The 21,618-nt window shown below is 56.4% G+C and carries 29 protein-coding genes; 28 read left to right on the forward strand and 1 reads right to left on the reverse strand.

Going from position 1 to position 21,618, the window contains the following annotated elements:
• The first annotated feature begins 58 nt into the window (after positions 1-58).
• The 26 genes from BLR44_RS27545 to BLR44_RS27670 all read left to right on the forward strand — a co-directional run bounded on the left by BLR44_RS27545 (position 59) and on the right by BLR44_RS27670 (position 20,247).
• The gene (locus tag BLR44_RS27545; RefSeq protein ID WP_089688572.1) at positions 59-1,051 is read left to right on the forward strand and encodes a phosphoadenosine phosphosulfate reductase domain-containing protein; all 993 of its coding nucleotides are present in this window, start codon (positions 59-61) and stop codon (positions 1,049-1,051) included.
• Between the two features lie 8 nt (positions 1,052-1,059).
• Complete coding sequence (locus BLR44_RS27550; RefSeq protein WP_143017520.1) at positions 1,060-1,377, forward strand: hypothetical protein; 318 nt, start codon at positions 1,060-1,062, stop codon at positions 1,375-1,377.
• A 443-nt stretch (positions 1,378-1,820) separates the two neighbouring features.
• On the forward strand, positions 1,821-2,288 hold the full coding sequence (locus tag BLR44_RS27555; protein ID WP_089688576.1) for a hypothetical protein: 468 nt from the start codon (positions 1,821-1,823) through the stop codon (positions 2,286-2,288).
• A gap of 30 nt (positions 2,289-2,318) precedes the next feature.
• Entirely contained in the window at positions 2,319-3,692 is a 1,374-nt protein-coding gene (locus BLR44_RS27560) for a hypothetical protein (RefSeq protein ID WP_089688578.1), read from the forward strand.
• A complete protein-coding gene (locus BLR44_RS27565) occupies positions 3,689-4,126 on the forward strand; it encodes a hypothetical protein (protein ID WP_089688579.1) in 438 nt (145 codons plus the stop codon). The genes BLR44_RS27560 and BLR44_RS27565 overlap by 4 nt, the downstream gene beginning before the upstream one ends.
• A complete protein-coding gene (locus BLR44_RS27570) occupies positions 4,081-7,974 on the forward strand; it encodes a strawberry notch C-terminal domain-containing protein (protein WP_089688581.1) in 3,894 nt (1,297 codons plus the stop codon). The genes BLR44_RS27565 and BLR44_RS27570 overlap by 46 nt, the downstream gene beginning before the upstream one ends.
• A gap of 6 nt (positions 7,975-7,980) precedes the next feature.
• Positions 7,981-9,138 carry an AAA family ATPase gene (locus BLR44_RS27575; RefSeq protein ID WP_218127211.1) on the forward strand — a complete coding sequence of 386 codons (1,158 nt, stop codon included), beginning with the start codon at positions 7,981-7,983 and terminating at the stop codon, positions 9,136-9,138.
• 18 nt (positions 9,139-9,156) lie between these two features.
• Positions 9,157-10,254, forward strand: coding sequence for a DUF7192 family protein (locus BLR44_RS27580; protein WP_089688583.1), 1,098 nt, complete (start codon positions 9,157-9,159; stop codon positions 10,252-10,254).
• On the forward strand, positions 10,251-10,583 hold the full coding sequence (locus tag BLR44_RS27585; protein ID WP_089688584.1) for a hypothetical protein: 333 nt from the start codon (positions 10,251-10,253) through the stop codon (positions 10,581-10,583). Before BLR44_RS27580 ends, BLR44_RS27585 begins: the two co-directional genes overlap by 4 nt.
• Positions 10,580-11,410 (forward strand): hypothetical protein, encoded by an 831-nt coding sequence (locus BLR44_RS27590; protein ID WP_089688586.1) that lies wholly within the window; start codon positions 10,580-10,582, stop codon positions 11,408-11,410. The genes BLR44_RS27585 and BLR44_RS27590 overlap by 4 nt, the downstream gene beginning before the upstream one ends.
• Before the next feature lie 21 nt (positions 11,411-11,431).
• On the forward strand, positions 11,432-11,824 hold the full coding sequence (locus BLR44_RS27595) for a hypothetical protein (RefSeq protein WP_089688588.1): 393 nt from the start codon (positions 11,432-11,434) through the stop codon (positions 11,822-11,824).
• A 37-nt stretch (positions 11,825-11,861) separates the two neighbouring features.
• Entirely contained in the window at positions 11,862-12,629 is a 768-nt protein-coding gene (locus BLR44_RS27600) for a hypothetical protein (RefSeq protein ID WP_089688590.1), read from the forward strand.
• A 69-nt stretch (positions 12,630-12,698) separates the two neighbouring features.
• Positions 12,699-13,163: a hypothetical protein gene (locus BLR44_RS27605; RefSeq protein WP_218127212.1), complete on the forward strand. Its 465-nt coding sequence runs from the start codon at positions 12,699-12,701 to the stop codon at positions 13,161-13,163.
• A 28-nt stretch (positions 13,164-13,191) separates the two neighbouring features.
• Complete coding sequence (locus tag BLR44_RS27610; protein ID WP_089688595.1) at positions 13,192-13,536, forward strand: hypothetical protein; 345 nt, start codon at positions 13,192-13,194, stop codon at positions 13,534-13,536.
• 4 nt (positions 13,537-13,540) lie between these two features.
• On the forward strand, positions 13,541-13,939 hold the full coding sequence (locus BLR44_RS27615; RefSeq protein ID WP_089688596.1) for a hypothetical protein: 399 nt from the start codon (positions 13,541-13,543) through the stop codon (positions 13,937-13,939).
• 1 nt (position 13,940) lies between these two features.
• Positions 13,941-14,669: a hypothetical protein gene (locus BLR44_RS27620; protein ID WP_089688598.1), complete on the forward strand. Its 729-nt coding sequence runs from the start codon at positions 13,941-13,943 to the stop codon at positions 14,667-14,669.
• A gap of 1 nt (position 14,670) precedes the next feature.
• Positions 14,671-14,901: a hypothetical protein gene (locus BLR44_RS27625; RefSeq protein WP_089688600.1), complete on the forward strand. Its 231-nt coding sequence runs from the start codon at positions 14,671-14,673 to the stop codon at positions 14,899-14,901.
• 7 nt (positions 14,902-14,908) lie between these two features.
• Positions 14,909-15,211 carry a hypothetical protein gene (locus BLR44_RS27630; RefSeq protein ID WP_089688603.1) on the forward strand — a complete coding sequence of 101 codons (303 nt, stop codon included), beginning with the start codon at positions 14,909-14,911 and terminating at the stop codon, positions 15,209-15,211.
• The gene (locus tag BLR44_RS27635; protein WP_089688604.1) at positions 15,208-16,116 is read left to right on the forward strand and encodes a hypothetical protein; all 909 of its coding nucleotides are present in this window, start codon (positions 15,208-15,210) and stop codon (positions 16,114-16,116) included. The genes BLR44_RS27630 and BLR44_RS27635 overlap by 4 nt, the downstream gene beginning before the upstream one ends.
• Positions 16,117-16,525: 409 nt before the next feature.
• Positions 16,526-17,089 carry a hypothetical protein gene (locus BLR44_RS27640; protein WP_089688606.1) on the forward strand — a complete coding sequence of 188 codons (564 nt, stop codon included), beginning with the start codon at positions 16,526-16,528 and terminating at the stop codon, positions 17,087-17,089.
• Between the two features lie 66 nt (positions 17,090-17,155).
• Positions 17,156-17,848: a flotillin family protein gene (locus tag BLR44_RS27645; protein ID WP_143017522.1), complete on the forward strand. Its 693-nt coding sequence runs from the start codon at positions 17,156-17,158 to the stop codon at positions 17,846-17,848.
• 55 nt (positions 17,849-17,903) lie between these two features.
• Positions 17,904-18,254, forward strand: a complete 351-nt coding sequence (locus tag BLR44_RS27650) for a hypothetical protein (RefSeq protein WP_089688610.1) — start codon at positions 17,904-17,906, stop codon at positions 18,252-18,254.
• A 2-nt stretch (positions 18,255-18,256) separates the two neighbouring features.
• Complete coding sequence (locus BLR44_RS27655) at positions 18,257-19,129, forward strand: hypothetical protein (protein WP_089688612.1); 873 nt, start codon at positions 18,257-18,259, stop codon at positions 19,127-19,129.
• On the forward strand, positions 19,129-19,641 hold the full coding sequence (locus BLR44_RS27660; RefSeq protein ID WP_089688614.1) for a hypothetical protein: 513 nt from the start codon (positions 19,129-19,131) through the stop codon (positions 19,639-19,641). The genes BLR44_RS27655 and BLR44_RS27660 overlap by 1 nt, the downstream gene beginning before the upstream one ends.
• A complete protein-coding gene (locus BLR44_RS27665) occupies positions 19,638-19,862 on the forward strand; it encodes a hypothetical protein (RefSeq protein WP_089688615.1) in 225 nt (74 codons plus the stop codon). Before BLR44_RS27660 ends, BLR44_RS27665 begins: the two co-directional genes overlap by 4 nt.
• A 1-nt stretch (position 19,863) precedes the next feature.
• Positions 19,864-20,247: a hypothetical protein gene (locus BLR44_RS27670; protein ID WP_089688617.1), complete on the forward strand. Its 384-nt coding sequence runs from the start codon at positions 19,864-19,866 to the stop codon at positions 20,245-20,247.
• Between the two features lie 5 nt (positions 20,248-20,252).
• On the opposite strand, the gene BLR44_RS27675 is transcribed toward BLR44_RS27670, so the two are convergent.
• A complete protein-coding gene (locus BLR44_RS27675) occupies positions 20,253-20,492 on the reverse strand; it encodes a hypothetical protein (RefSeq protein WP_089688618.1) in 240 nt (79 codons plus the stop codon).
• Between BLR44_RS27675 and BLR44_RS27680 the strand changes: the two genes are divergently transcribed.
• Together BLR44_RS27680 and BLR44_RS27685 are read left to right on the forward strand one after the other, a co-directional pair.
• Positions 20,491-21,012: a hypothetical protein gene (locus tag BLR44_RS27680; RefSeq protein ID WP_089688620.1), complete on the forward strand. Its 522-nt coding sequence runs from the start codon at positions 20,491-20,493 to the stop codon at positions 21,010-21,012. The two genes, BLR44_RS27675 and BLR44_RS27680, sit on opposite strands and share 2 nt — an antisense overlap.
• A gap of 32 nt (positions 21,013-21,044) precedes the next feature.
• Positions 21,045-21,530 carry a DNA-directed RNA polymerase subunit alpha C-terminal domain-containing protein gene (locus BLR44_RS27685; RefSeq protein WP_089688623.1) on the forward strand — a complete coding sequence of 162 codons (486 nt, stop codon included), beginning with the start codon at positions 21,045-21,047 and terminating at the stop codon, positions 21,528-21,530.
• The last annotated feature ends 88 nt before the right edge of the window (positions 21,531-21,618 follow it).

Below are 21,618 nucleotides of genomic sequence, written 5' to 3' on the forward strand. Positions count from 1 at the left end.
CTTTTTCTAAGACGGTTGCCCCTATCGTTATGTCTAACCAAAAACCTGGATTTTTCTGATGGATACTCCTGTTGATCTTCATGCCTACGATCGGTACGTGATCTGTGTCTCGGGCGGGAAAGATTCGATTGCTTCCAAGATTGCGCTGCTGGACGAAGGTGTTGATCCGGAGCGGATCGAGATCTGGCACCAGTCGGTCGACGGCATGGAAAATACCCTTGACCGCTACTTTGACTGGCCGTGTACCGAAGGCTACGTGCGCGAGATCGCCGCCATGTTCAACCTACGCTTGCAGTGGAGTTGGCGCGCCTTCGGCATGTCGGGTGAAATGCACCGGCAGCACGAACGCACCAAAGACGTGTTCTATCGCTACGAGGGGAGCGACGAGCGGCATCACCTGCCCACCACCGGCGGGCAGGAATCGACCCGGCGCAAGTTCCCGGCCAAGACGATCGGTACGGCGCGCTGGTGTTCCGGTTACCTCAAAATTCAGGTGGCCGGTCGGGTGCTGTCAGATCTGTCGGCCTTCAAAGGCACCAAAGAGGAACCGTTTCGCATCCTCTACGTGACCGGTGAACGGGCCGAAGAGTCCAAGAACCGCAGCCGTTACCCCCGTTTTGCGGAGCATCCTTCTACCTCGTCCGTCCGGACGGTACACCACTACCGGCCGGTGCTGCACTGGTCGGAACGTCGCGTCTGGGACGTGATGCAGTCGTGGGGCATTCTACCCCATCCGGCCTATTACCTGGGCTTTCCTCGGGTGTCCTGTCGTTCCTGCATTTTCCTCTCCCCGAACCAGTGGGCCACACTGGCCGAGATCCATCCGGACGTGATCGACCGCATCGAGCGGGACGAAACCGACTTCCAGTTCACGCTGGACAACAACGTGTCGATCCGGCAACTGGTCGGAGCCGGAACGTCGATGATCGACGAGTCCAACCGCCACTGGATTCCGCTGGTACAACAGGACTGGAGGCGTCCGGTACTGGTCGCGCCCGACGAATGGCAGATGCCCAAGGGAGCCTACGGCGCGGAAGGGGGGGCGATATGATTCCCTCCATGATGCACCGGTGTCAACTCCAGTTCTTCGTGCGTCGGGAAGATGACGCTCATCCGTACGCCTGCATCTCCCGGTGGGTACGCATGTACCGGCCGTGGGAGCAAGAGTCGCTGTACGTGAAAGAGTACCTTACGCCGCTTGACTATGATCGCCTGGCTTCGTTCGGGGCAGCAGAATGGGACGGGGAGTACGGGAAAGTCGAACGGGTCGTCCATCGAAAGGATGACGAGGGTCCGTACCTGTGGATCGGAGTCCGGTGCGGCCTGGAGACCAAGCGCGTGTCCGCTCTGAGTTCCGGACACGCGCTTGAAGAATGAATAAACGCATTAGAGGGTACGTGTCAGGAGATAGGTAGAAATCGTGTCACATTCCCGTTTGTTCAAGAGCTTCTTAGCGCCGGTATTAAAGCCTTGTTTTTGGCGCATCTCCCGAAGGATGGTCTTCAGGTGAGAGCGAGAACAGCCTAATTGATGTGCTAGTTGAGCCTTTCCAATCAACATCGTAAAAGAGAGTAGTTAAGCGTTGAGTTTTACAGAGTTTGATGTTTGAAAAGGGATGATGTAGTTGTATTTGCCAGTACAAAACTACCCCCCGGCCCTGACACGGAAAGGACAGAAAACGGCAATTATCGGTAGATATTGGCTTTATGAGCTTTGTGCTTTTTTTTCCGTCAGGTCCTGCCTTATTTCGTGCAGTTCCCAACGGCAACTAGGCGTCTGCAACCGCCTGCCAACGGGAAGAATCACTCTGGCAATTCACTATGGTTTTCCCTGTTTCAAGCCAATGGGGGCAAGCTACGACCCTTGCCCCCTGGCAGACTACCAACGTTCGGTACTGGTCCTATCCCAAGCGGATATGGGACGAACTACGTGAGGTTCACGCCTTTGCGCAGACGATCAAAGCCAAGTATCCGGAACTGTGGGAAACGTCGAAAAATGCAAACGCAGAGAAAATCCACGAAAACCTTACACAGATTTTGGAGCGGGGGTACTTCCTGCCCTCGGACGAAGACTTCGTAAAGCGCTGGCAAGCCGCCATGAAGCGCAGCCGGTACAACCGCGCCACCAGTGGCCTGGTGACCATGCTGAAGCTGTGCGGCTACACCGTACACGGCTTCACGCACATGCAGGTCCAACTGCTTGGTGCGGCCGACCAGGTAGCCCTGACCCAAAGAACGAAACCACATTTCCAAGATCGAGCATCTGCACGTCCCCGTCGCGTCAGTTAAACACTGTTCCCCCTGGCCTGCTAAATAGGTATGCAACATTCATCAAACGAACAGATCTTTAACTACGCGGCGGCGGTACGGCAGGAGCTTTTGCGTCAGCACAAGCTTACCTACCGCAACTTTTCCCGCCTGGGCAAAGATTGGGGGGTTCCCGTCGTCCATCAACAGATGGATGCGGCCGAATGGGCGGCGGTCGCGTTTTACCGGGCCATGCTGATGGTTTCCCACACCAAAGAAGTGGCGTTTCAGCGCCTGACCGATTTTTATGATGAACACCAGCCGTCGTTTACCACGAAATCCTCGCGGAAACAACTCTTTCAACAATTTTCAACCCCGGCACCCCTGGCGGCGCTCTGCGGCTGGTTCTGTCACCTCGACAAAGCGCGCAGCGTCCTGGAACCCAACGGCGGCACGGGGATGATGCTGATCGGCCTGCCCGATCGGAGCAAGGCCACCGTCAACGAGATCGAACCCTTCCGTCGCCGGTTGCTGGAACTGTCGGAATATGGGCAGGTCCTTTCGCAGGACACCGATACCCTGTCGATTCCTAACCAGCGTTTCGACGTAGTAATCGGCAATCCTCCCTTTGAACTGCTACCGGAGCGGCAGCGCTGGAACGGCTTTGAGATCAAACGCCGGGAGCACCTGCACTGCCTTATGGCCCTGGGCCACATGAAGCCGACCGGCCGAGCGGCCCTGATCATTTACGGGCACAACGAATTTGACGACGACGGCCGGTTCAAAGACTACCGGATCTTCTTCAATGCGCTGTATCACTACTACCATGTGATCGACGTAATCTCGGTGCACAACGATTTCTACAAGAAACAGGGAGCCTGGGCACCCGTGCGGGTCATTCTCATTGCCGGTCGCAAACCTGCTCCGGAGGGATTCGCGCAGCGCCTGGTGGCGCAACCCGAACTTGCCGAGGTCTGCACGACCTGGGGCGAGTTGTGGACCCGCTTTAAATCGGCTACTGAACGCGCAGACATGCGCTTTCCCATCGAGTTTGCCTACGGTCGTCTGACCAAGGACGAGTTCAAAGTGCAGCACCCTGACCGGTACCGCGCCTCGCAGCTACTGCACCAGGCGCACCAGCGCCCCGACCCCAATGCCGTGCCAGATCCACTGGCACAGTTCCGGCCGGTGGACCTGTCGGAATCGCTCAAGACCGCCCTGGATGTCCTGGCCGATTCGCTGGACTCGAACGAGATGCTACGCACCGTGGAAGCGCTCAAGCCCACGGACAAGCTCTTGTTTGCGCAGTACCTCACCCAAAAGCGCTATCCCTGCCAGCCGGACTCGGTTTCGCTGCTGCGGTCCTGGAACGCGCTGACTGGCTTTGTTCAACCTTCTTCTTCCTTAATCCTGCTGCACAAGCAACTGCAAACGGTACTGAAATGAAAATCTTTTTTGACCCCCACATGACCCTGGCGGATGACCAGCTCATCCTGTTGACGGTAGCGACTCCCAAGGGGGGATCGCCGGGCAGCTTCGACAACCACGTGGCCCTGCTCAGAGCACGCCTGATTTCGCTGATCCAAGCGGCCCGCGAAGACGGGGAAAGCCCGGTGGAAGTGGTCAACCATTATTTAGGCACAAGCCTGCCGTACATGACCGATCTGGAACTCGCTGAATATCTCCTGGAGATCGGCACGTACGCGCAGCACATTAACGACACCCTGGGGCGCTACTACGCGGAACTAGGGGAATTGAGCAGTTCCGGCTGGAAAGAAGTCGCCGGGCAGCTAGGCGAAAACGGGATTCTGGAAATTTTTAAGCACACCGAAGCATGGTACAAGGAAACGAACCTCAGAACGATACTGGAGCGGTTGTAAACGCCCTCCGGGAAGAGGAATCGACCGTACCGTACCGGCCGATTTCCCAAGGCACCTCCCTCAACGTCTCAGTTCCGGCCTCCATGTCGTTCGAGACGGCCAAGGCCCTGCGGCAACTGCAACGGGTGCATGGTAATTTCGATGAATACGTCCGCAAGGCCCTGGACTATCCGACCAAGGAAGCGCTCTATGCGGCGCTGTCGGCCGAACAGATCGACGCCGTGATGCTGGCCATCACCCAGATCGAAGAAGGCGGCGGCTGCATCATCGGGGACATGACCGGCATCGGGAAGGGGCGCATCGCTGCGGCCCTGATCCGCTACGGGGTGAACCAGGGGAAAACGCCCGTGTTTTTCACGGAAAAGCCGAACCTGTTTTCGGACCTCTACCGGGACCTGATCGGCATTGATGCCGGGCACCTGGTGCCGTTCGTGATCAACAACGAACGCATCGTCAACCAATCGAACGGCAAGACGCTCTATCCGAAGCTGAGCAAGTCCCTGCACGAAGAGGCGCTGTCCTCCTACCAGTTGCCGGACGGTGCGCAGTTCATCATGACGACCTATTCTCAGGTCATGAGCAATGCGGAAACGGACAAGAAAGCCTTTGTGCGACGTTTTGCGCAGAACGCCATCATGATCCTGGACGAGTCGCACAATGCCGGTGGACCGACTTCTAACATCGGCCTCTACCTGCAAGCCCTGTGCGAATCGAGCCAGGCCACCATCTACCTGTCGGCTACCTACGCCAAATCGCCCAAAAACATGGTGCTCTACGCCATGAAAACGGCCATGCAGGAAGCCAACCTTTCCCACGAGGACCTGGTGAAAGCCATCGAGAACGGCGGGCCGGTCCTGCAAGAAGTGGTCAGTTCCATGCTGGTGGAGGGCGGTCAGATGATTCGCCGGGAGCGCAGCTTCAAGGGCATCAAAATCGAATACAAGGTCCTGGAAAAACAGGCCCTGGAACACCGTACCAAATTCGATACGGTCGTCTCGATCATTCGTCAGATCATCGACTTTCAAAACCGTTGGATTCGCCCTGCGGTCAAGAAGATGGACAAGCAGGTGAAGGACGAAGGCGGCGAAGGAGCCAACGTCACGTCCGGAACCTCTGCCGCAGGGGTAGACAACGTGCCCTTTGTTTCCAAGGTGTTCAACGTGATCGACCAGCTTCTTTTCAGCCTGAAGGCCGAGGCCGTGGCGGACGAAGCGCTGGAGATCCTGCGTTCCGATCGCAAGCCCGTCATCGCCATCCGTGCCACAATGGGCAGCTTCCTGGACCACATGGGCTACCAGCCCGGCGACGTGGTGGAAGATACTGACTTCTCACTGACCTTCCACCGGGCGCTGGAGAGTGTGCTCTCGATCACGACGCGCAACTTCATGGGAGAAGGGGAAAAGCACTTCATCGACGTGGATACCCTGCCCGCTGAAGCACAGGACCAGTACCATTCAATCAAAGCCCAGATCGAGGCGACCTCGGTCGGCATTACCATTTCACCCATCGACGTGCTGATCAAGCGCATCGAGGCCGAACGCAAGCCGGAAGGTGGGTACTACAAAGTCGCCGAGGTGACCGGCCGCAGCAAGGTCCTGGCCTTTCACGACGATACCTACACGGTGGCCACTGTGGAATCACGCAGCAACAACGTCAACGAGATGTTCCGCCAGTTCAATGCCGGAGAGCGCGACGTGTTACTGATCAATACCAGCGGGGCCACGGGGGCTTCGGCCCATGCCTCACGGGATTTCGACGATCGCCGCCAGCGGGTGATGATCATTCACCAGGTGGAACTGAACGTCAACACCGAGATCCAAAAGCGCGGGCGCATCAACCGCACGGGACAGGTCCAACCGCCTGAGTACCGGTACCTCACCAGCGCAGTTCCGGCCGAATCCCGGCTCATGATGATGCTGAAAACCAAGCTGAAAAGCCTGGATGCCAACACGTCGTCCAACCAGAAAGCGACCTCTACGCAGGTAATTGCCGAGGACGTGATCAACAAGTACGGCGACGATGTGGTGTACGAACTGCTGATGGAAGACCGGGAATTGTCGGCCACGGTGGACATTCCCATCAACTCGGATACGGTCAAAGAAGGCATTGCCAACAAGTTCCTGGGTCGCGTGGCCATCCTGTCGGTGGCAGAACAGGAAAAGATCTATGACGACGTGCTGGAGCGCTACGGCAACTACGTGCAGACCCTCATCGACGAGGGGGACTACGACCTGGAGACGGAGTTCCTGAACCTGGAGGCCAAAACCATCAAAAAGCAGACGGTGGTCTTTGGGAAAGAGGGCGATTCCGCTTTTGCGGAAAACACCTACCTGGAAGAGTGCCTCTGCAATGTGTTGCGCAAGCCTATGAAGCGCGAGGCCGTGGAAGCGGAACTGCAAAAAACGTTGCAGGGCCTCCCGGCGCGGGACGTAAAAAAGCAGTTCCGGCAAAAGTTCGAGGATCACTATTCGGTCTGGTCCATGAAGCGCCTCAAACAGGTAGATCCGGAAGATCAGGAGCGCCTGGCCGAAGTAGAACAGGACAACCTGCACTACTACGAATGGGTCAACCAACTCATCGACCAGTTTACGATCGGTACGGCCTACGCCATGCCCATCAAAGCCGAGGGGGATTCTCAGGCCTACTCGCCCGGCATCTTCCTGGGTGTTCAACTCAATCCCAAGGCGAAAAACCCCTTCGCCCTTTCCTCCATGCTGTTCAACTTCGCCGTTGCTGATTCACGGGTGAAGCTGAGAATACCGGGTTCTAAAAAAGAATCGCTCTACGGGATTCTGGGTGCGTCTGCATTCATGAAAAACCGGGAACTGACGCTCCAGTATTGGGATTCGCAGATTCCGACCAAAAACCGAACCTCACGCTACATTCTGACCGGCAACCTTTTGCAGGCCTCTTCCTACGCCATCGGCAAAGTGATTCGCTTTACCACGGTGGAAGGCGAGATCAAAAAAGGGATTCTGCTATCGGAGAAGTTCGACCCGACCAAAAAAGAGGGCGGTTTCAAAGCCCGCATTCCGGTCCGTCGCGCCCTGCCGTTTCTGCAAGCAATGGTGACGACGAACGAGGTAATGGAAGCGGCCGACTATGACTTCGCCATCGTGCGCCAGTTCGGCGGGTTTCGCCTGCGGGTGCCGTCGTCGATGAAGAAAGGCGCGCAGTTCCTCAAGAACGAGGCCCTGCTCGCCCTGGTACAGTACGGGGAGTTTGTGAAGTACGACTCCTATGCTTTTGCGACCCTGACGGCGGACCTGACGGCGCTGGTGGATCTGCTGGAGCGGGACTACCAAATGTCGATGCTGGTGGATTCGCAAGAGGTGGAAGGCGACGATCCGGCCCTGGTGGACGATCCTAGCCCTCGGGAGGAACCGACCGCTACGTACCGGTTCCGTGCCACCAAACCCATGCAGGGAGCCGACACGCATCCGCTGCCCGGCTTTGTGGGCATGGAAGAGGTCAACGGCAAAACCATCCTGACCTATAAGCGCTACCTCTCCAACCGGGAACGGATCGGCTACGGCCTGGTGCCCGTCTTCCCGACGCTGGCAGACGCCTACCACTACTGGCTGATTGGCCTTACCGAAGCTGAGAAAGAGCGTATGCCCGAGCGGGTCAAAGCGGCCGTCGTGCCCGGCAACGCCGTGCAGACCCGTCAGTACCTCTCTGATCTGATCCTGGAAACCACGGCCGACGTGGGCAACATGGAGTTCATCTACGGCGACTGGACGCTGGCCCAACTGGCCGACCAACTCTATGCGCAATACCTGGGCAACAAACTGGAAGTCATCACCCTGGACCTTTTCGAAAAGCAACTCATCACTGTCCTCTCCTAGTCAATCATGGATACCAACCCAACAAGTCAACAGATCAACGAACAGGCCGGTAAGCTGGCCGAAGAGTTGATGCGCTTTCTCAAAATCACCAATCCCGCTGGGCAAGGAGACCCGAAAGCAGCCAAGGTCGACGTGGCGCAGGTGAAGAAAATCATCGCTGAAGAACTCCAGGGCCTGCAAATCACGGCCGATCACCTAAGTCCGGAACTGCTCAAAATGGTCAGTGCCGTGCAGCGGATCGAACTGGTGTTGCCCTCCGGCGACGTGGTGCCGGTACCGGGTGCCGGGGAAATTCCCGCATTTTTCAAAATCATCGACGATCTGCTGGTGGGCAACAACGTCTACCTGTACGGCGAAGCCGGAACCGGGAAAACGACCCTTGCCAAAGAGATCGGACGGGCACTCCAACGTCAGGTAGTGGTGGTGAGTTGCAACCAGTTCACGTCGACCATCGACCTGAAAGGCGGGCAGACCATCGAGGGCTACCAGGAAGGGTTGCTCATCGAGGCCTGGCGCGACGGAAAGATTCTGGTGCTGGACGAAATGCCCAAGCTGGACCCCAACACGGCCGGGATTCTCAACGAAGCCCTAGCCATGTCCGCCGACCAGGAGAAGCCGGATTACGTGCCCTCCATTCGCAACGGACGAGGGGTAGAAATCAAGAAACATCCGGACTTCTGCGTGATCGCCACCGGCAACACCACGGGGAAAGCGACCTCTCCCCGCTACGTGGGCAACAACAAGCTGGATCTCTCACTGATCGACCGTTTTACGGGTTCCTACTACCGAGTCGAGTTCAACCGGGACCTGGAGAAAAGCTTGCTGTTTTCGGCGGTCTATGAGATCTGCGATAAGATCCGTGACGGGCTGATCAGCTCCGGCGTCAAAGACGAAATCATGACGCTGCGCTTCATGCTCTCCTGCAACCGGATCTACCAGATCGAGATGGAGCGGGCCTTGGGCCAGCGCCCCGCTGTCAAAAACGGCAAAACCTTGAAAGACCACATTGATAGCTATTTCGAGGTCATGCCCAGTGATAAAGCCCTCTCGATCAAGCATACGATCGACTACGACGACTTTCTCAACACCTACCGGGGACCGAAGGAAATGCAGCGGTTCCGGCAGGAATACGGCGCGAAATCGACGCCGATCACCAACGACTGATAGGCACCTCCCCTCACAATGGTTACTCCAAAACTCATCATCGGTCCCGACGACAAGCTGTCCTTCGGATTTCAGAACATGAAGGCCCAGGTCGGCCTGCGTGTGCTGGAATTTGCCTCTGTGCAGGACTTTGTGGCCTGGGGAAACACGAGTCGCCAGAATGTGAACGGACGCAACTACAAGGTGCATCAGTCGCTGCGCGAAACCGCTCAATACTACATCGACAGAAAGGACGATTGGTTCGGTCTGCCTACGCCGGAAAGCCTGGAGGAACTGAATCAAATCGACCAGTACCGCTCCCCTCAGCTCATCGACGAGGCACAACAGGACATGTCCGACCAGCTGCGCCGACTAGCGTCCATGCAGACCTTCCTGGAAGCGCCTACCAAGAAAATGCGCTGGAACCCGTTCGGTATCGGCGTTTTCTCCTTCGACAAGGCCGCCACCGGCCTGCGGCCCTTGCTGTACAGCGAAGCGCTGGAAAAGCAGGTGAGCCGGGACGAAGTAGACTTCTCGCGGGAAGCGGACGGGATTCTGACGCTGAAAGCGGACGGATCGCCGGTCGAGAAAAAATTCGTCACGTCCGTACGCGACGTGTATGCGGCCTACGAAAAGGTACCGGTGGAAGGCCAGCACTTTGTGCTCTACATCCATGCCGGGGCCTCTTCTTCCGTGTCGGGGCCAGACATGGCCTTCAATGCGGCCGGGGTGATGGCGTTCGCGCAACTGCTGACCGAACAGGGCCACTCCGTCGAGATCAACACCCTGGTCGGAACCGTCTGCAAGAAGTCGAAAAAGCTGCGCCTGGCGAACGTGCGGGTGAAGGGATTCGACGATCCGCTGAACGTGAACGAGATCGCCAAAGTCGTGGCCGAGCCTAGCTTCTACCGCTGGAAGGGATTCAACGGCATGGTGGGGATGGCCAACTTCCTGAACGAAGCTCAGGAAGAGATGATGGGCAATGCCGCCCCGATTGAAACGATGCAGTGGTGCGTCAAGCAGTTCGAGCAGCGCCCCTTCTTTTTCTTCGGCCGGGTGTCCACCAGGCAGGCCACCCTGAGCCAACTCAACCGCTTGATCAACGATTTTTCTTCCAAAAACCCTCCAAGAGCATGATTCCGGTAAGCACCCACGAACGCAAGCGCATCATTGATCACCTGGAGGGGGAGGCCTACAAAACGTTTCTCCACAAACCTACCGGGCATCACTTCTATGACTTCAAGATTCTGGTCCACTTCGCGCATGAGGACATGGTATTTCTGCGCTATGTTGACGTGGACCTGCGTGACGACGATCGCCGGTACCGCTACCTGTGTTTCGACCGGGTATCGCTCGCCGCTACCGAGTGCCCCCTCCTGCTGGAGTCGGAGGAAGGACATGCTCAATTTGTCCTGAGCCTCCAATCTGTACATTCGATCACCTGGATTAACGGAGGTGTGCGATGAAGCGGAACAGCCTGTTTACGTCCAGTTACTTTCAACTCATCGACCTGTTCTGCCTGCGGCGGGACCTGGCGAACGAAGCCATTACCGGGTCCGGACAGGAGTCGATCGACGAAGCATACCGGGCGCTGTTTCACCAGTGTAAAGAACTGATTCCGAGCCTGCTGGAGCAAGGCGACCCGAACGGCCGGCACTTGCTGAATCTGCTCTCTGAAGTTGACAAACGCCTGGCGCTGCGGGTGCTGAACGAGATTCAGCTACGGCAGTCCATGATGCAGGAAAAAAACTACCCCTTCGAACGCTACATCGAGGAGCGCTTGCAGTCAGACCGCTGCATCTCAGATAAGAATTTCTTCCTGCGCTTTGTGCCGTTTTTCAAAATGATGCTGGACAAAGAGCCGGTCGGCTTTGTGCTGGATCTGGGTCCGGAGCGAAGCAACCTCTTGACGCTGCGTGAGCTGGTCGAATACGGGACCGGTGCCCGGCTGATTCTGTTCAAAACCGAGTCCCTGCGGTTTCCCAAAGAGGTATGGCACGAACTCTACCTGGAACTGGACTTCCGGCGCGAGACGCTGCGGGTCGTGGCACAGCGCGCCCAGAGCGGCTACGGCAAGCGGAAAACCCACTTCCTCTACGACGTGTTCACGCCGCTGGAGCAGGGAGAAGGGCAACTGAAAATCGACTCCAACGAAGCGAAACACCTCAACCAGGCCTGGGACCGGGTGCTTGGTCTGCTGGAGCAAAAGCAAGTGCAATTCGATTTGCTGGACGGGATTTTCGACCTGCGGGAGAAGCTGAAACTCCTGTTAGGCCAACACATCGGTTTCTAACCTCTTTTCATTTCTACAACCATGAACTACCAAGTAAAAGAACTGCTCAACGAACAATTCAATTTCGCGGCCGTGGTCATTCCAGAAGATCGCCAGCGCGAAGTGGAAGCGACGTTTGGCCTCCGTCTTAACCTGGCAGAAGGCGTGAAGCTGCTGCAACAGGAGACGGACAACTTTCAGCGCCAAGACCCGATTCACCACGAGATCGACGAAATGATCATGCAGGTGGTCGGCAAGTGGGGCCCTCTCCCCGATCCGGCCAACACGGACGAGCCGACCGGCGACGTGAGTCGGGAGACCGTACAGGAGGCCATTACGGCCCTGAGCGCGGCCGTGGAGTTTGTCGACACGGACGAGCGCCCTCAGTTCGAGGAAGCCGTAGCGGCCCTGTCTGCCATGCTGGAGTTCATTTAATCTTTCTGTCACCTGTCAATCATCATCAAAAACACGCATGTCACTGAAATCGAAATCCACGGCTGAACTGAAAGAAAGCCTGGAGGCCCAGAAGAAAGGCCTCACCAATACCCTGATTCCCGAGCCGCTGCGCAAGCGGATGGAGGGCGTCATTGCCGACATCGAAGCGGAACTGGCTTCGCGCAACGGTTCCGACAAAAAGGAACCCAAGCCTGCGCCTGCCAAAAAAACGCCGATCAAAAACGGCGGGAAGTCCAAGTCGAAAAAGCCGAACGTGAAAAAGGCGAAGGACGATACACCCGCGCCAGCGCCGAAAGCGCCAGCGCCGAAAAAGGAAGAGTCGGCCGCACGGGCCGCACGGAAGCGCGCCGCCAAACAAGTGAAGTACAACTTCAAAGACATGGACGTGGACGAGTGTAAGGCGTTCATTTCCAAAGTCAATCAGGAAAAGCGCGAAGCGCAACTGGAGAAGCTGCGTCAGGAAGCCATCGCGTCAGGAGTTCCGGCCGAGAAGGCCAACGCCATGACGTTGCAGGATTTCAACAAGACGCCCAAGCCTTCGGTGAAGCAGAAAACGGCCAAAGCCGTGGACTCCATCCTGAAAATGCAGGTCAGTAACCGGGTCAAAAAAGTAAAGGCGCCTGCTCCTGATCCGACCCAAAAGGAGGCGTTCACCAAAGAACTGGAGCAGCTGCGGGACGAAGCCAACGCCATCATTCAGAAGTACATCGAGAAGGTGACTTCGCAGTTGGCCGCTGATGAAATTGACCTGAGAAAGAAGTATTCTAAACCACAAGCCGCATAAAGCAACATGGCACTTCGACAATTTTCATACGAGTTGTGGCTACAACGCAACCGCATAAACTTTGACGATTTGCCTGACGAACTGAAAGCCGAGATCCACGTCCATCACCAGGCATTTCGTAAGCATGGGATGACGCCGGAACTGATTGCTTCGTCAGAGGAAATCGTAGAAAACCTGGAAGCCTGGCTCGACGAGTGGGAAGAAGAACCCGCTGCGCCCGCGCCAGCGCCGCCACCGGCAGCGCCTACCCCTACCCCTGCGCCCGCGCCGCAGCCGCAGCCGTCCAAACCGGCCGCAGCACCCGCGCCCAAACCGGCTCCTCAACAACCTGTGAACGTGACGGTCGCCCACAATGACCGGGTGTTCGAACGCATGTATGAAGAGGGCTGTACCTCCGGCATTTCGCTGGATACGTTACGTCGCTACGGATTCGATTTTGCCCGCTGGAAATCGCCCGACACGTACCGCACCCCGCATTTTGTGCTGACACGAGGCTTCTTCGGATTGACCAATTATCAACTTAAAAAAGGCTGAGAACCAGCCCCCTAATTCCAAAAAAATCATGTTTGACGCTGCCATGTTCCTGCGGATGGTTCCGCTGGAAACTATCGCCTCTACGCTCGGAGATCTACTCGCCAACCTGGGCGGTCACCTGGAAACCCTGCAAAAGGAACACAACATCACCGAAGGGGAAGTGCGCCTGATCGTGTTTCGCTACACCAACAAACAGGGCAAACTTTCGACCGGCTACAAGTACGTACACTCCCTGCCCCTGTCGCCTACGGAAGAGAAGTGTACGCTGCTGGCCGAACTCGACGCGAACGGCCAACCGATCGCTGACAAAATGGCCATCCATTCCGGCGAAAGCCTGGCTAAAACGCTGGTTAACGGGCTGAAGGCCGCATAAGGCAATGATTGCACAGCAAGCCCCTGTTTCGACCCTGGTCAATGTGCTCTGCGACCGCATGTTTCCGCACAACCGGATGCAGAAGCGGGACCGCATGTTCACGTTCCTCTGCCTGACGGTATGCCGGGCCGGGAACCTGAGTCTGGATCAGCTTTTCTCCGACCGCAGACACGCCACGGTCGAAGCACGGGCGCTGTGCTATTTCCTGATGCACCGGGAACAAGGCCTGACGGTGCGCGCCATCGCCGCCCGGTTCGGCACCTCGATCGGGGCCGTGTGGGACGGCATCGAGCGGTTCCGGCACATCACGGCGCAACCGCGCCTGTTTCAGGATTCCTATGCCGCCTATTTGGAAGCCCTGACTTCCCTGAAGGACTATCAAAAAACTTTAAACGACTGTTAGAATGCAAGATCAAGTCGCCAGTGCGCCCGACATAGGGGAATCTCCCCTGATCAGCGCCATGCCCACGGCAACGCCGACCGAAACCATTGTGGCCTCGGATGCCGACCCGCTGGAGTTGTCGCAGACCTTCACCCCGCCCGCTGGTCCCGGCAAACGTGCCACGAACAACACGCCCCCGCCCTCCTTCGAGTTCAACGAATCGGCCCTGATGGATGAAGAGGACGAGGGGGAAACCGGTGGGGATGCGTCCGGCCTGGGACAGGACCCTGGTGCCGATCCGGTGCTACCGGCTACGCCGACGGTCAATGCCACAACCAACCGGCAGCTTTCCAACTTCATCCTGGAAACGGTCGGCTACCTGGTGCCCGACGTGGCGTACCAGTACGCCAAGCTCGATGAAGAAGTGGTCGCGCAGGCCGAAACCCAAGGGGAACTCGCGGTCGGCACCCTGGATGAGATCCGGGAACTGAACGCACGGAACCGACGCACCCTGGAAATTTCCAAGGCGGATAAGGACTACCTGCGGGGGCCGCTGGAAGCGACCCTGCAAAGTTCGGAGATCAATGCCCCGCCCCACGTGCAGCTCATGATAGCGCTGGCCGTGATCATGGGCCGCATGTTGCTCCAGGCCCGGCAGATCCGGAAGGAAAACGAACGGATTCTGGCGAACCTCTACGAACTCAACTCGCGCCACAAACAGGTCAATGTAGACCAGCAGAAGCCGGAATAAGATGCAATACGCCGTCGAAACCCTTCTGGACAAACTCTATTGGCTGGAGTTGCCCCTGGCTTCGCACATCAACAAGCAAGGGGCTCAGTTCATCGCCAAATCAGTTCCGCTGGAGCGGCTGGAGCAGATCCGGCAACTGCGGGAGGCCATTGGCCTGTTGCAGCCCTCGCGCTCGATCGCTTCGCCCCTGACCGGCCTGCAAGTGGAAGAATTGCTCAAACTCAAACAGTAACCGACCCATGAAACGATTGCTCAACCCACTGGCCTTCTACCTGGTGCTGTCGCTGCTGGTGGGCTGCATCCACATGAAGCAGCCCAAGTTTTCACAGTCGCCCTACTACGAGACGGGCGATACGGTGGAACATCCGGTGATCGTGCAGGAAATGGCAGACGCTCGCGTACGCATCCTGTGGCGCTCGCTGGGCAATCGGCAGTACGAGGTATCGGCCTACGTGTTCGACACCGAGTACCAGCGGGTCCTGACCATGCGCGACACGACGCTGGTCATCTTTCGCAACCCTAATCTGTACTACCGTCGATGAAGGAAGGAGAACGTCAACCCATGCTGATGGTCGTTACGGGCCATCCCAAGGTAGGCAAGTCCTACCGCACGTTGCAGGAACTGCTGGCCCTGAAAGAAAAAGGGCGCAACATCCTCATTTTCGACACGAACCTGGAGGGGACGTTTGCGCAGTTTCCTACGATTGATTTCGACGTGGAAGCCGAGCGGGAACAGGACCGGGCCAAATGGGTGCGGCAGTTCCGGCCGGTGCCGGGTCGACCGGCCGAGATTCGCCGGGTCGTGCCCTTCACCAAGAGCGGCCAGCCCATGAGCCTGGATCAGAAGGCCACGACGTGCTATGACCTGATGAAGTTTTTTGAGGACGGGTGCCTGCTGCTGGAGGACGTGAACAACTACCTGACGGCCGCCGCCACCAAACACTTTGTCTCGTCGATCTGCACGTTTCGCCACCGTCGTCAGGACGTAATCATTCACTTGCAGGCGACTTCGGCCATCCCGCCCCGGTTGTGGCAGAACGTGACGTATCTGCGGATGCACCACGAATCCACGTCGGTCGACCGGATCAAGACCCGGCTTCCTAACTACCAGCTCAACAAGCTGGCTGAACTGCTGATCAACCGGGCCTACAACGCCGGATCGGTCTTTACTTGCCTCTACCTGGACATTCAGCACAACAAGATCCTGACGAAAGAGCCCTTCTTTCGCCAGGCGGTGCAGGACTATTTCATGCAGTTCCCCCGTGAACTGGATCGCATTGCCGGCCAGCGGGATCTTGAAGGCAAGAAGCTGTATGCCAACCGGCAACAGGCCCTGGAGGAAGAAACCAAGCGCCTGATCGCCGACTACCTGCCTGCTCCGGCCGTGTCACCCAAGGCCGGGAAGCAAGTGTCTATCACCTCAAAAAAACGAAGAAAAGCAAGCTGATGAGTTAGTGGATTGGATAGTTGATTGATACATCGGTTCTCCCCGTTTCCATTTGCGGGGGGGGCCGTTTTTTGTACTTTACACCTGAAAGCAAGTAAGCAGCTTCTCTATCTACCGTTACTCCATAAGCTGCTAGATTCCACACTTCATTCCGTGCTCCCCTTACGCCCTGTGAGGGGAGTTTTTTTGTAACTGAAGTTCAGTTGCAGGTCACAGTTTAGAGATCGCTAAACTCCCTAACAATTTTCTGCCTGCCCTTCAGGCGCTTAGCACGTCGCGCAGTAAATATCCTGTTCCAAATTTGGAACTGACGGGTATTTGTTCCAAATTTGGAACAGGCCTACCTATGACGGATTGGGAACAATCAACCAAGTGGCTGAAAATGAGTCTAAAACCAAATCACAGAACAATGTCCAAGAAAACGATCCAATGGCGGGGTGTCGAAATGACTCCGGAATGGCCTGACCAGATCCAAGCCGCCCAACAGCACACGCACACCCGTTACGCGGCCGGGGAACGACTGGAGCGGCTCCAGCATACGCACGAACCCATTCAGATCGGTGCTGACATGGTAGAACCGGAAAAACAGGCCTGTGGCGACTGTGGGGTGCTGCCCGGCGAATTGCACGTGTGGGGCTGTGATCAGGAGCGGTGTCCCAAGTGCTTAGGACAAGCCATCTCCTGTGCGTGTCAGTTGATTGGGGAACCGCAGGCGGAACTGGCCGAATCGTTTCAGTGGCAACCGGCCCTCCTGACCAAGCTGGATAAGCCAAGCCTCGACGGCGAAATAATCTACGTTGTACACGATTTCGACGGCGAAATCCTCTACAGGTCGGCTCCGACCCACCGGGAGTACGTCGCCATCCTGGGGCGCGGAAAAGTGGCCTGCAACCGCTTCGGACGGGTCGATCTGATCGGCAAGGGCGACTCTGCCCGCTTCGTCGGCCGGGAAGGCTACTGGCTGGCCTCCTAAAAACCGTACCAAAAACAGGTCCTTTTGCGGGTACCCCCCCAAAAAGGACCTGTTTTTCCCCATTTCATGTACCATTTTTTTACAAAACCAAATCACACAATCATGTTGAACATTCAAGAACTATCCAACGACGATTTGAAAGCACTGCTGACCCGCGTATTCGAGGAACTGTCCCGTCGCCAACTTGACGCCGAGGCGACTCAACTCGGGCTGGAGGTCGAAGCCAAGCATAAGATCCAACAAGCGGTGTTGCGTGAAGAGGCGCAAATCAAGCGGGAAGAAGCCGACCGGTTGGCACGGGAGGCTGCTGCCCAAGTGAGAGCGGAGGAAGAGAAAAAGCGCCAAGCGGAGAAAGAGGAACAGCTACGGAAAGAAAAGCTGAAACAGCAAAGGATGTGGCAGAAGCAAAAGGAACAGGCCGAAGCGGTCGATGTGCTGATCAACGAAGGTCCTGTGAGCATTTCCGTCTGGTCGCCTGATTCATCAGGAAAGAACGATAAACGGGTCTATGTCAACGTGGAGAAGAGTCGGCGGCGGCAGGTGGCCTGCCTTTACGTGACAGGCAATGCCAAAAAGGTGCCGGGCAGTTTTGAGTTCGACGAGCGCTATCTAAAAGGAGACTCCCTCAACGGGGAGCGCCGGAAAACGGCGGAAACGCTCAAAAAGGTGCTCGCCGAAATCGGAGACTATTGGCTCAACGTCCGCATCAACGTGGAGGAAGCGAGGAAGTACCAAGGAGAAGGAGGGCAAGATGCCTAATGCACAGCCCCCGAAAGGAGTGGTCGATCATGGAAACGGAACCTACACCGTTTCCATGACTACCCCCCTCTCCCCCGCTTCGCTGGCACCCGCCTACGGGCTTTTTCACAAGGATCGACTGGTTCGGGTGTACGCATGGATGTTTAAGGGGGAGGCCATTGACGAGGAAGCCTACCTGGAAAGAATCAAGGCGCGCTGGCGGGTTCCTTCTACCTCGGTTCGGCAGATTACGCTGCTGGAGTGGTTCGACTACCAGACCAGGAAAGAAATGAAGCTTCTGAAAGGTTCACCCAGGGAAGCGCAATTCCGCGAAAGCAACAGCTTTCCGCGATGGGCACAGCAAAAGGGATGGGAATCCCAAGAACAGTTCGAGTTTAAAATGTGGCGTAAACACTGGAATTTCTAATCATGAAAAAGCTAATTGATAAAGCGAAAGCAAAGGAAACTTTTCACCGGTTGATAGCGATTGAACGGCACGTTGACGGAGGGTTTGTGATGACTGATTTTGAGCGCGTGTATCACCTGTCGGACAAGGAGTCTTGGGACGGTGATCATTTTCATTCTCAATCCGTATGGGCGCACAATCAGTCGTGGCTGCTCTACGAAGTAGATGACTCCTTTACCCTTCCCGGCTGGTTTGATCCGGCGCTATACCAGCGCGTCATGAGCGACAAACAACGCGCTCCCTTTGTAGAAGGAGACGGGTTTTGCTATACCCCCTATTTCAATGGGTATACCGGAGGCCATTGGTACGCCAATAACGCCCTGGAAGCGGTTCGGTGTTGCCGGATGCTCTTGAATCCACTGTGGGACATTGCCCTAACGCCCATGCGCTTGGTCTACGACAATGGTGCAATCGGTATTGCGAACAAGGCCATGCAGATATGGAAGCACGTTGATACGTACTTCCTGACTTTTAACGGCTCCGATAGGGAGAAGCGGTGCAACCTTGAAAAGTTCAGTAAGGAAGCGTTGACGCTGATCAAGTTCGCTACCGATTCACAGCCCAAATGGAGAAATAACAAGCGCTGGACCCACCTACTGCACTTTGAAGGAGAGATCGGAGCGTTTCGGACCGTGCTGGAGACTACGCATGGTAGTACGACCGAATGGGTGGAGCAAGCCGAGGCAGGAGACTACTACCTGATCAAACAGAATTGGGCAGGCATGTACGGCGGAGAAGGCGATGGCGGCGAATCCTACTTCGTGTTTGAGAGTAAAAGGGAGCTTGAAATCTACCTGAATGAATTTCAACAGAAGTGTTACCCATCACAAGCATAATGCTATACGAAGTAGGCAAACCGTTTCCTGATGAGCGGTTCCGTCACCACGGCCAAGGAGCCGTGGTGACGTTTCATCAGGCAGGATTCGACGTGATCGGTCTGATGGACCGGCCCACGTCCGAGGAAGTCAAGACCTGGAAAAAGGGAAAGCTGCGGTACGGCCTCCACGTCGTAGAAGCGATTCCCTTTTTCATTTTGGACTTCCGCTGGCCGCTTCCCTTCTCACTGGACGCACCGAGCAATGCGTTCAAGGTGCAGGGGATTGACCAGTGGTCGATCGGGCAAGGGAACCTGACGAATCTGTTCCTGATCGACCGCACCACGTACAAGCTGCAAGCCATGCGCGCCATTGGCATCGAGCCATCGCTGGCTCAGTCCTTTCGCACCGCGTTACTCACGCAGCGCGATAGCTACGGCAGTCTGCAAGCGGTGGATCGCAAGACGACCGAGCTTTACCAGCGCTATTCTACCGAAGACATGATCCAAAAGACCCGAATGCACACCCTATGAGCACATACGAACAAGAAAAAGAGCGCCTGCGGGAATGGTTGCAACGGCCGGAGCGCCGCAAGCTGATCAACCTCAGCGGCATCGAGCAGCGAAGCGGGGTGCCCGCCAGCACCCTGAAAAACTGGCTCAACGGCCGCAACATTGAACCGAAACACGTGCAGGCCGTCGTGACCCTCCTGAGCACGTGGCTAGGCTATCCTTCACCCCACAATCCCTACTGAGATGGAACCGATTCAATTTGACAGTGTAGATGAAATGCTGGAGCGCCTGCCCTTCGTGGCCCGAACCGAAGAGGGGGAAGTGGTGGTCGATCTGGGGAAGCACACCGAGAAACTACTGGCAAACCAACAAATACCCCTCCAGGAGCGGTTGTTCTACCTGCGGTGGATCTTGCTAGCGCAACTGGAAGTCATGCAGATCCGGATCGAGCAGGAGCCGGACCGGGAGAAAGCGTTGAAGTGGCAATGTTTTGCCACGGTGAATCGCCTCTACCACGTGCTGCACGAGGAATTAATGGCCCTGGATCGAGAGGACCCGCGCTTTCAGGAAGGGCTTTGGGTGCTGATCAAGCTAATAATGCCAATTGCTAAGGACCTTGAAGAGTAAGCGCCTCAGTCAGATCCGGATGGATTCCACCTGCTGAAGCGAGAGGTGCGTTGGCGCATTGTCGTCAGGGTATCGCCAAGCACTGATAAATCATCTGATAGAAAGTAATTCACGGCGGGAATGAAGCCCCACAACGTCATCACCAGCAGGTAATCCTCCAGTTCCGGCATCTGCTCAAAATAGCCCTTCAGCGAAATCCGCTGATGCAGATTTAAATCGAAATACCTCAACTCTGAATCGTTCATGTATCAAATCAAATTAGACAATTTCCCCCAGGAAACGCTGTTTTCCGAACAGGACGTGCGGCGCTTCCTGCAAAGCTATCAAGTTCATACGCCGATCGACTTTGACCTGGCTGATCTGCGCGAAGGCACTCACCAGCGCCGTGCCACCACGATTTTCACGATTTTTAGGAGGGGCATCGACCGCTACGGAGTCCACCTGGAGGTGGAGAAGCTACCGGCCAGCGCCCCGCGCTACCAGTCCATTGCTTGCCTGACCGAATCCCAGGTCCGCGAGTGGATCGCTCCATTTCTGCCCGGCGTGACTAAAATTAGCTGGCACAGCCCATTGGACGAAACCGGCGACGAAAGCTGGTCCCGCAGTGACGACTATTGGGAGATACGCAAGCTGGACAAATTCACCCGCAGGTCCGACGTGGTGGTGTGCCTCTACCGGGACGGGCAGATCCGCATCGAGGACGAACAGATTCACGTCACTCCCCGCTGGTTCTTCACCTTGTTGAACCTGTTGATTGTCCCGTAACTTTAGTGGATTCAGAACCAAACGTGTTTGCTATGACCATCCAACGTGCTGCCCATCAATCGCTGTATGGGCGTTTTATGAGCTACTGGTATCATCCTGACCTGGGCCTGAGCCTACGTCATCACAAGGGTGCGGAAGAACGCAAGGGGACCATCCAAGCGGTTGAGATTCACCGGAACTTTTGCCTTCTCCACGTGGTGCGTTTTGGCTACCACAATGACGTGATTCAGCTTACCTCGGATGAGGAAATAGCGTTGCACCAACCTAATTTTGAAGATCGCTACAAGCAAATGCCCGCTCAAAACGTCGAACAGTCTAACCTTCGGGCCAAACGAATTACCCAGGTGCCCATGCCGCAACGGGCCTATCATGCACTACGTGACCTTGGCGTGGTGCACATCAATGATCTGGTCAGGGTGAGTGAGTACCAGCTTACATTGGCCCGGAACTGTGGCCCCAACACCATCGCTGCTATCAAGGAGGTAGCCCTGCAAGCAGGAATAGAATTGCTTCCTTGAGAACCAGATAACCGCCCGGCACTCGTCGGTGCTTCTGCGCTTTTCCAGCCTCTTTTCGCCCCGTGCGGAAGGAGGTTTTTTTGTGCCC

This window comes from Catalinimonas alkaloidigena, from assembly GCF_900100765.1.
Lineage (GTDB): Bacteria > Bacteroidota > Bacteroidia > Cytophagales > Flexibacteraceae > Mooreia > Mooreia alkaloidigena.

What these genes read in the sequence shown, in the direction of transcription:
- BLR44_RS27545 (WP_089688572.1), top strand. Translation starts at nt 59, where the DNA reads ATGGATACTCCTGTTGATCTTCATGCCTACGATCGGTACGTGATCTGT.
- BLR44_RS27550 (WP_143017520.1), top strand. Translation starts at nt 1,060, where the DNA reads ATGATGCACCGGTGTCAACTCCAGTTCTTCGTGCGTCGGGAAGATGAC.
- BLR44_RS27555 (WP_089688576.1), top strand. Translation starts at nt 1,821, where the DNA reads ATGGTTTTCCCTGTTTCAAGCCAATGGGGGCAAGCTACGACCCTTGCC.
- BLR44_RS27560 (WP_089688578.1), top strand. Translation starts at nt 2,319, where the DNA reads ATGCAACATTCATCAAACGAACAGATCTTTAACTACGCGGCGGCGGTA.
- BLR44_RS27565 (WP_089688579.1), top strand. Translation starts at nt 3,689, where the DNA reads ATGAAAATCTTTTTTGACCCCCACATGACCCTGGCGGATGACCAGCTC.
- BLR44_RS27570 (WP_089688581.1), top strand. Translation starts at nt 4,081, where the DNA reads ATGGTACAAGGAAACGAACCTCAGAACGATACTGGAGCGGTTGTAAAC.
- BLR44_RS27575 (WP_218127211.1), top strand. Translation starts at nt 7,981, where the DNA reads ATGGATACCAACCCAACAAGTCAACAGATCAACGAACAGGCCGGTAAG.
- BLR44_RS27580 (WP_089688583.1), top strand. Translation starts at nt 9,157, where the DNA reads ATGGTTACTCCAAAACTCATCATCGGTCCCGACGACAAGCTGTCCTTC.
- BLR44_RS27585 (WP_089688584.1), top strand. Translation starts at nt 10,251, where the DNA reads ATGATTCCGGTAAGCACCCACGAACGCAAGCGCATCATTGATCACCTG.
- BLR44_RS27590 (WP_089688586.1), top strand. Translation starts at nt 10,580, where the DNA reads ATGAAGCGGAACAGCCTGTTTACGTCCAGTTACTTTCAACTCATCGAC.
- BLR44_RS27595 (WP_089688588.1), top strand. Translation starts at nt 11,432, where the DNA reads ATGAACTACCAAGTAAAAGAACTGCTCAACGAACAATTCAATTTCGCG.
- BLR44_RS27600 (WP_089688590.1), top strand. Translation starts at nt 11,862, where the DNA reads ATGTCACTGAAATCGAAATCCACGGCTGAACTGAAAGAAAGCCTGGAG.
- BLR44_RS27610 (WP_089688595.1), top strand. Translation starts at nt 13,192, where the DNA reads ATGTTTGACGCTGCCATGTTCCTGCGGATGGTTCCGCTGGAAACTATC.
- BLR44_RS27615 (WP_089688596.1), top strand. Translation starts at nt 13,541, where the DNA reads ATGATTGCACAGCAAGCCCCTGTTTCGACCCTGGTCAATGTGCTCTGC.
- BLR44_RS27620 (WP_089688598.1), top strand. Translation starts at nt 13,941, where the DNA reads ATGCAAGATCAAGTCGCCAGTGCGCCCGACATAGGGGAATCTCCCCTG.
- BLR44_RS27625 (WP_089688600.1), top strand. Translation starts at nt 14,671, where the DNA reads ATGCAATACGCCGTCGAAACCCTTCTGGACAAACTCTATTGGCTGGAG.
- BLR44_RS27630 (WP_089688603.1), top strand. Translation starts at nt 14,909, where the DNA reads ATGAAACGATTGCTCAACCCACTGGCCTTCTACCTGGTGCTGTCGCTG.
- BLR44_RS27635 (WP_089688604.1), top strand. Translation starts at nt 15,208, where the DNA reads ATGAAGGAAGGAGAACGTCAACCCATGCTGATGGTCGTTACGGGCCAT.
- BLR44_RS27640 (WP_089688606.1), top strand. Translation starts at nt 16,526, where the DNA reads ATGTCCAAGAAAACGATCCAATGGCGGGGTGTCGAAATGACTCCGGAA.
- BLR44_RS27645 (WP_143017522.1), top strand. Translation starts at nt 17,156, where the DNA reads ATGTACCATTTTTTTACAAAACCAAATCACACAATCATGTTGAACATT.
- BLR44_RS27650 (WP_089688610.1), top strand. Translation starts at nt 17,904, where the DNA reads ATGACTACCCCCCTCTCCCCCGCTTCGCTGGCACCCGCCTACGGGCTT.
- BLR44_RS27655 (WP_089688612.1), top strand. Translation starts at nt 18,257, where the DNA reads ATGAAAAAGCTAATTGATAAAGCGAAAGCAAAGGAAACTTTTCACCGG.
- BLR44_RS27660 (WP_089688614.1), top strand. Translation starts at nt 19,129, where the DNA reads ATGCTATACGAAGTAGGCAAACCGTTTCCTGATGAGCGGTTCCGTCAC.
- BLR44_RS27665 (WP_089688615.1), top strand. Translation starts at nt 19,638, where the DNA reads ATGAGCACATACGAACAAGAAAAAGAGCGCCTGCGGGAATGGTTGCAA.
- BLR44_RS27670 (WP_089688617.1), top strand. Translation starts at nt 19,864, where the DNA reads ATGGAACCGATTCAATTTGACAGTGTAGATGAAATGCTGGAGCGCCTG.
- BLR44_RS27680 (WP_089688620.1), top strand. Translation starts at nt 20,491, where the DNA reads ATGTATCAAATCAAATTAGACAATTTCCCCCAGGAAACGCTGTTTTCC.
- BLR44_RS27675 (WP_089688618.1), bottom strand. Translation starts at nt 20,492, where the DNA reads ATGAACGATTCAGAGTTGAGGTATTTCGATTTAAATCTGCATCAGCGG.
- BLR44_RS27685 (WP_089688623.1), top strand. Translation starts at nt 21,045, where the DNA reads ATGACCATCCAACGTGCTGCCCATCAATCGCTGTATGGGCGTTTTATG.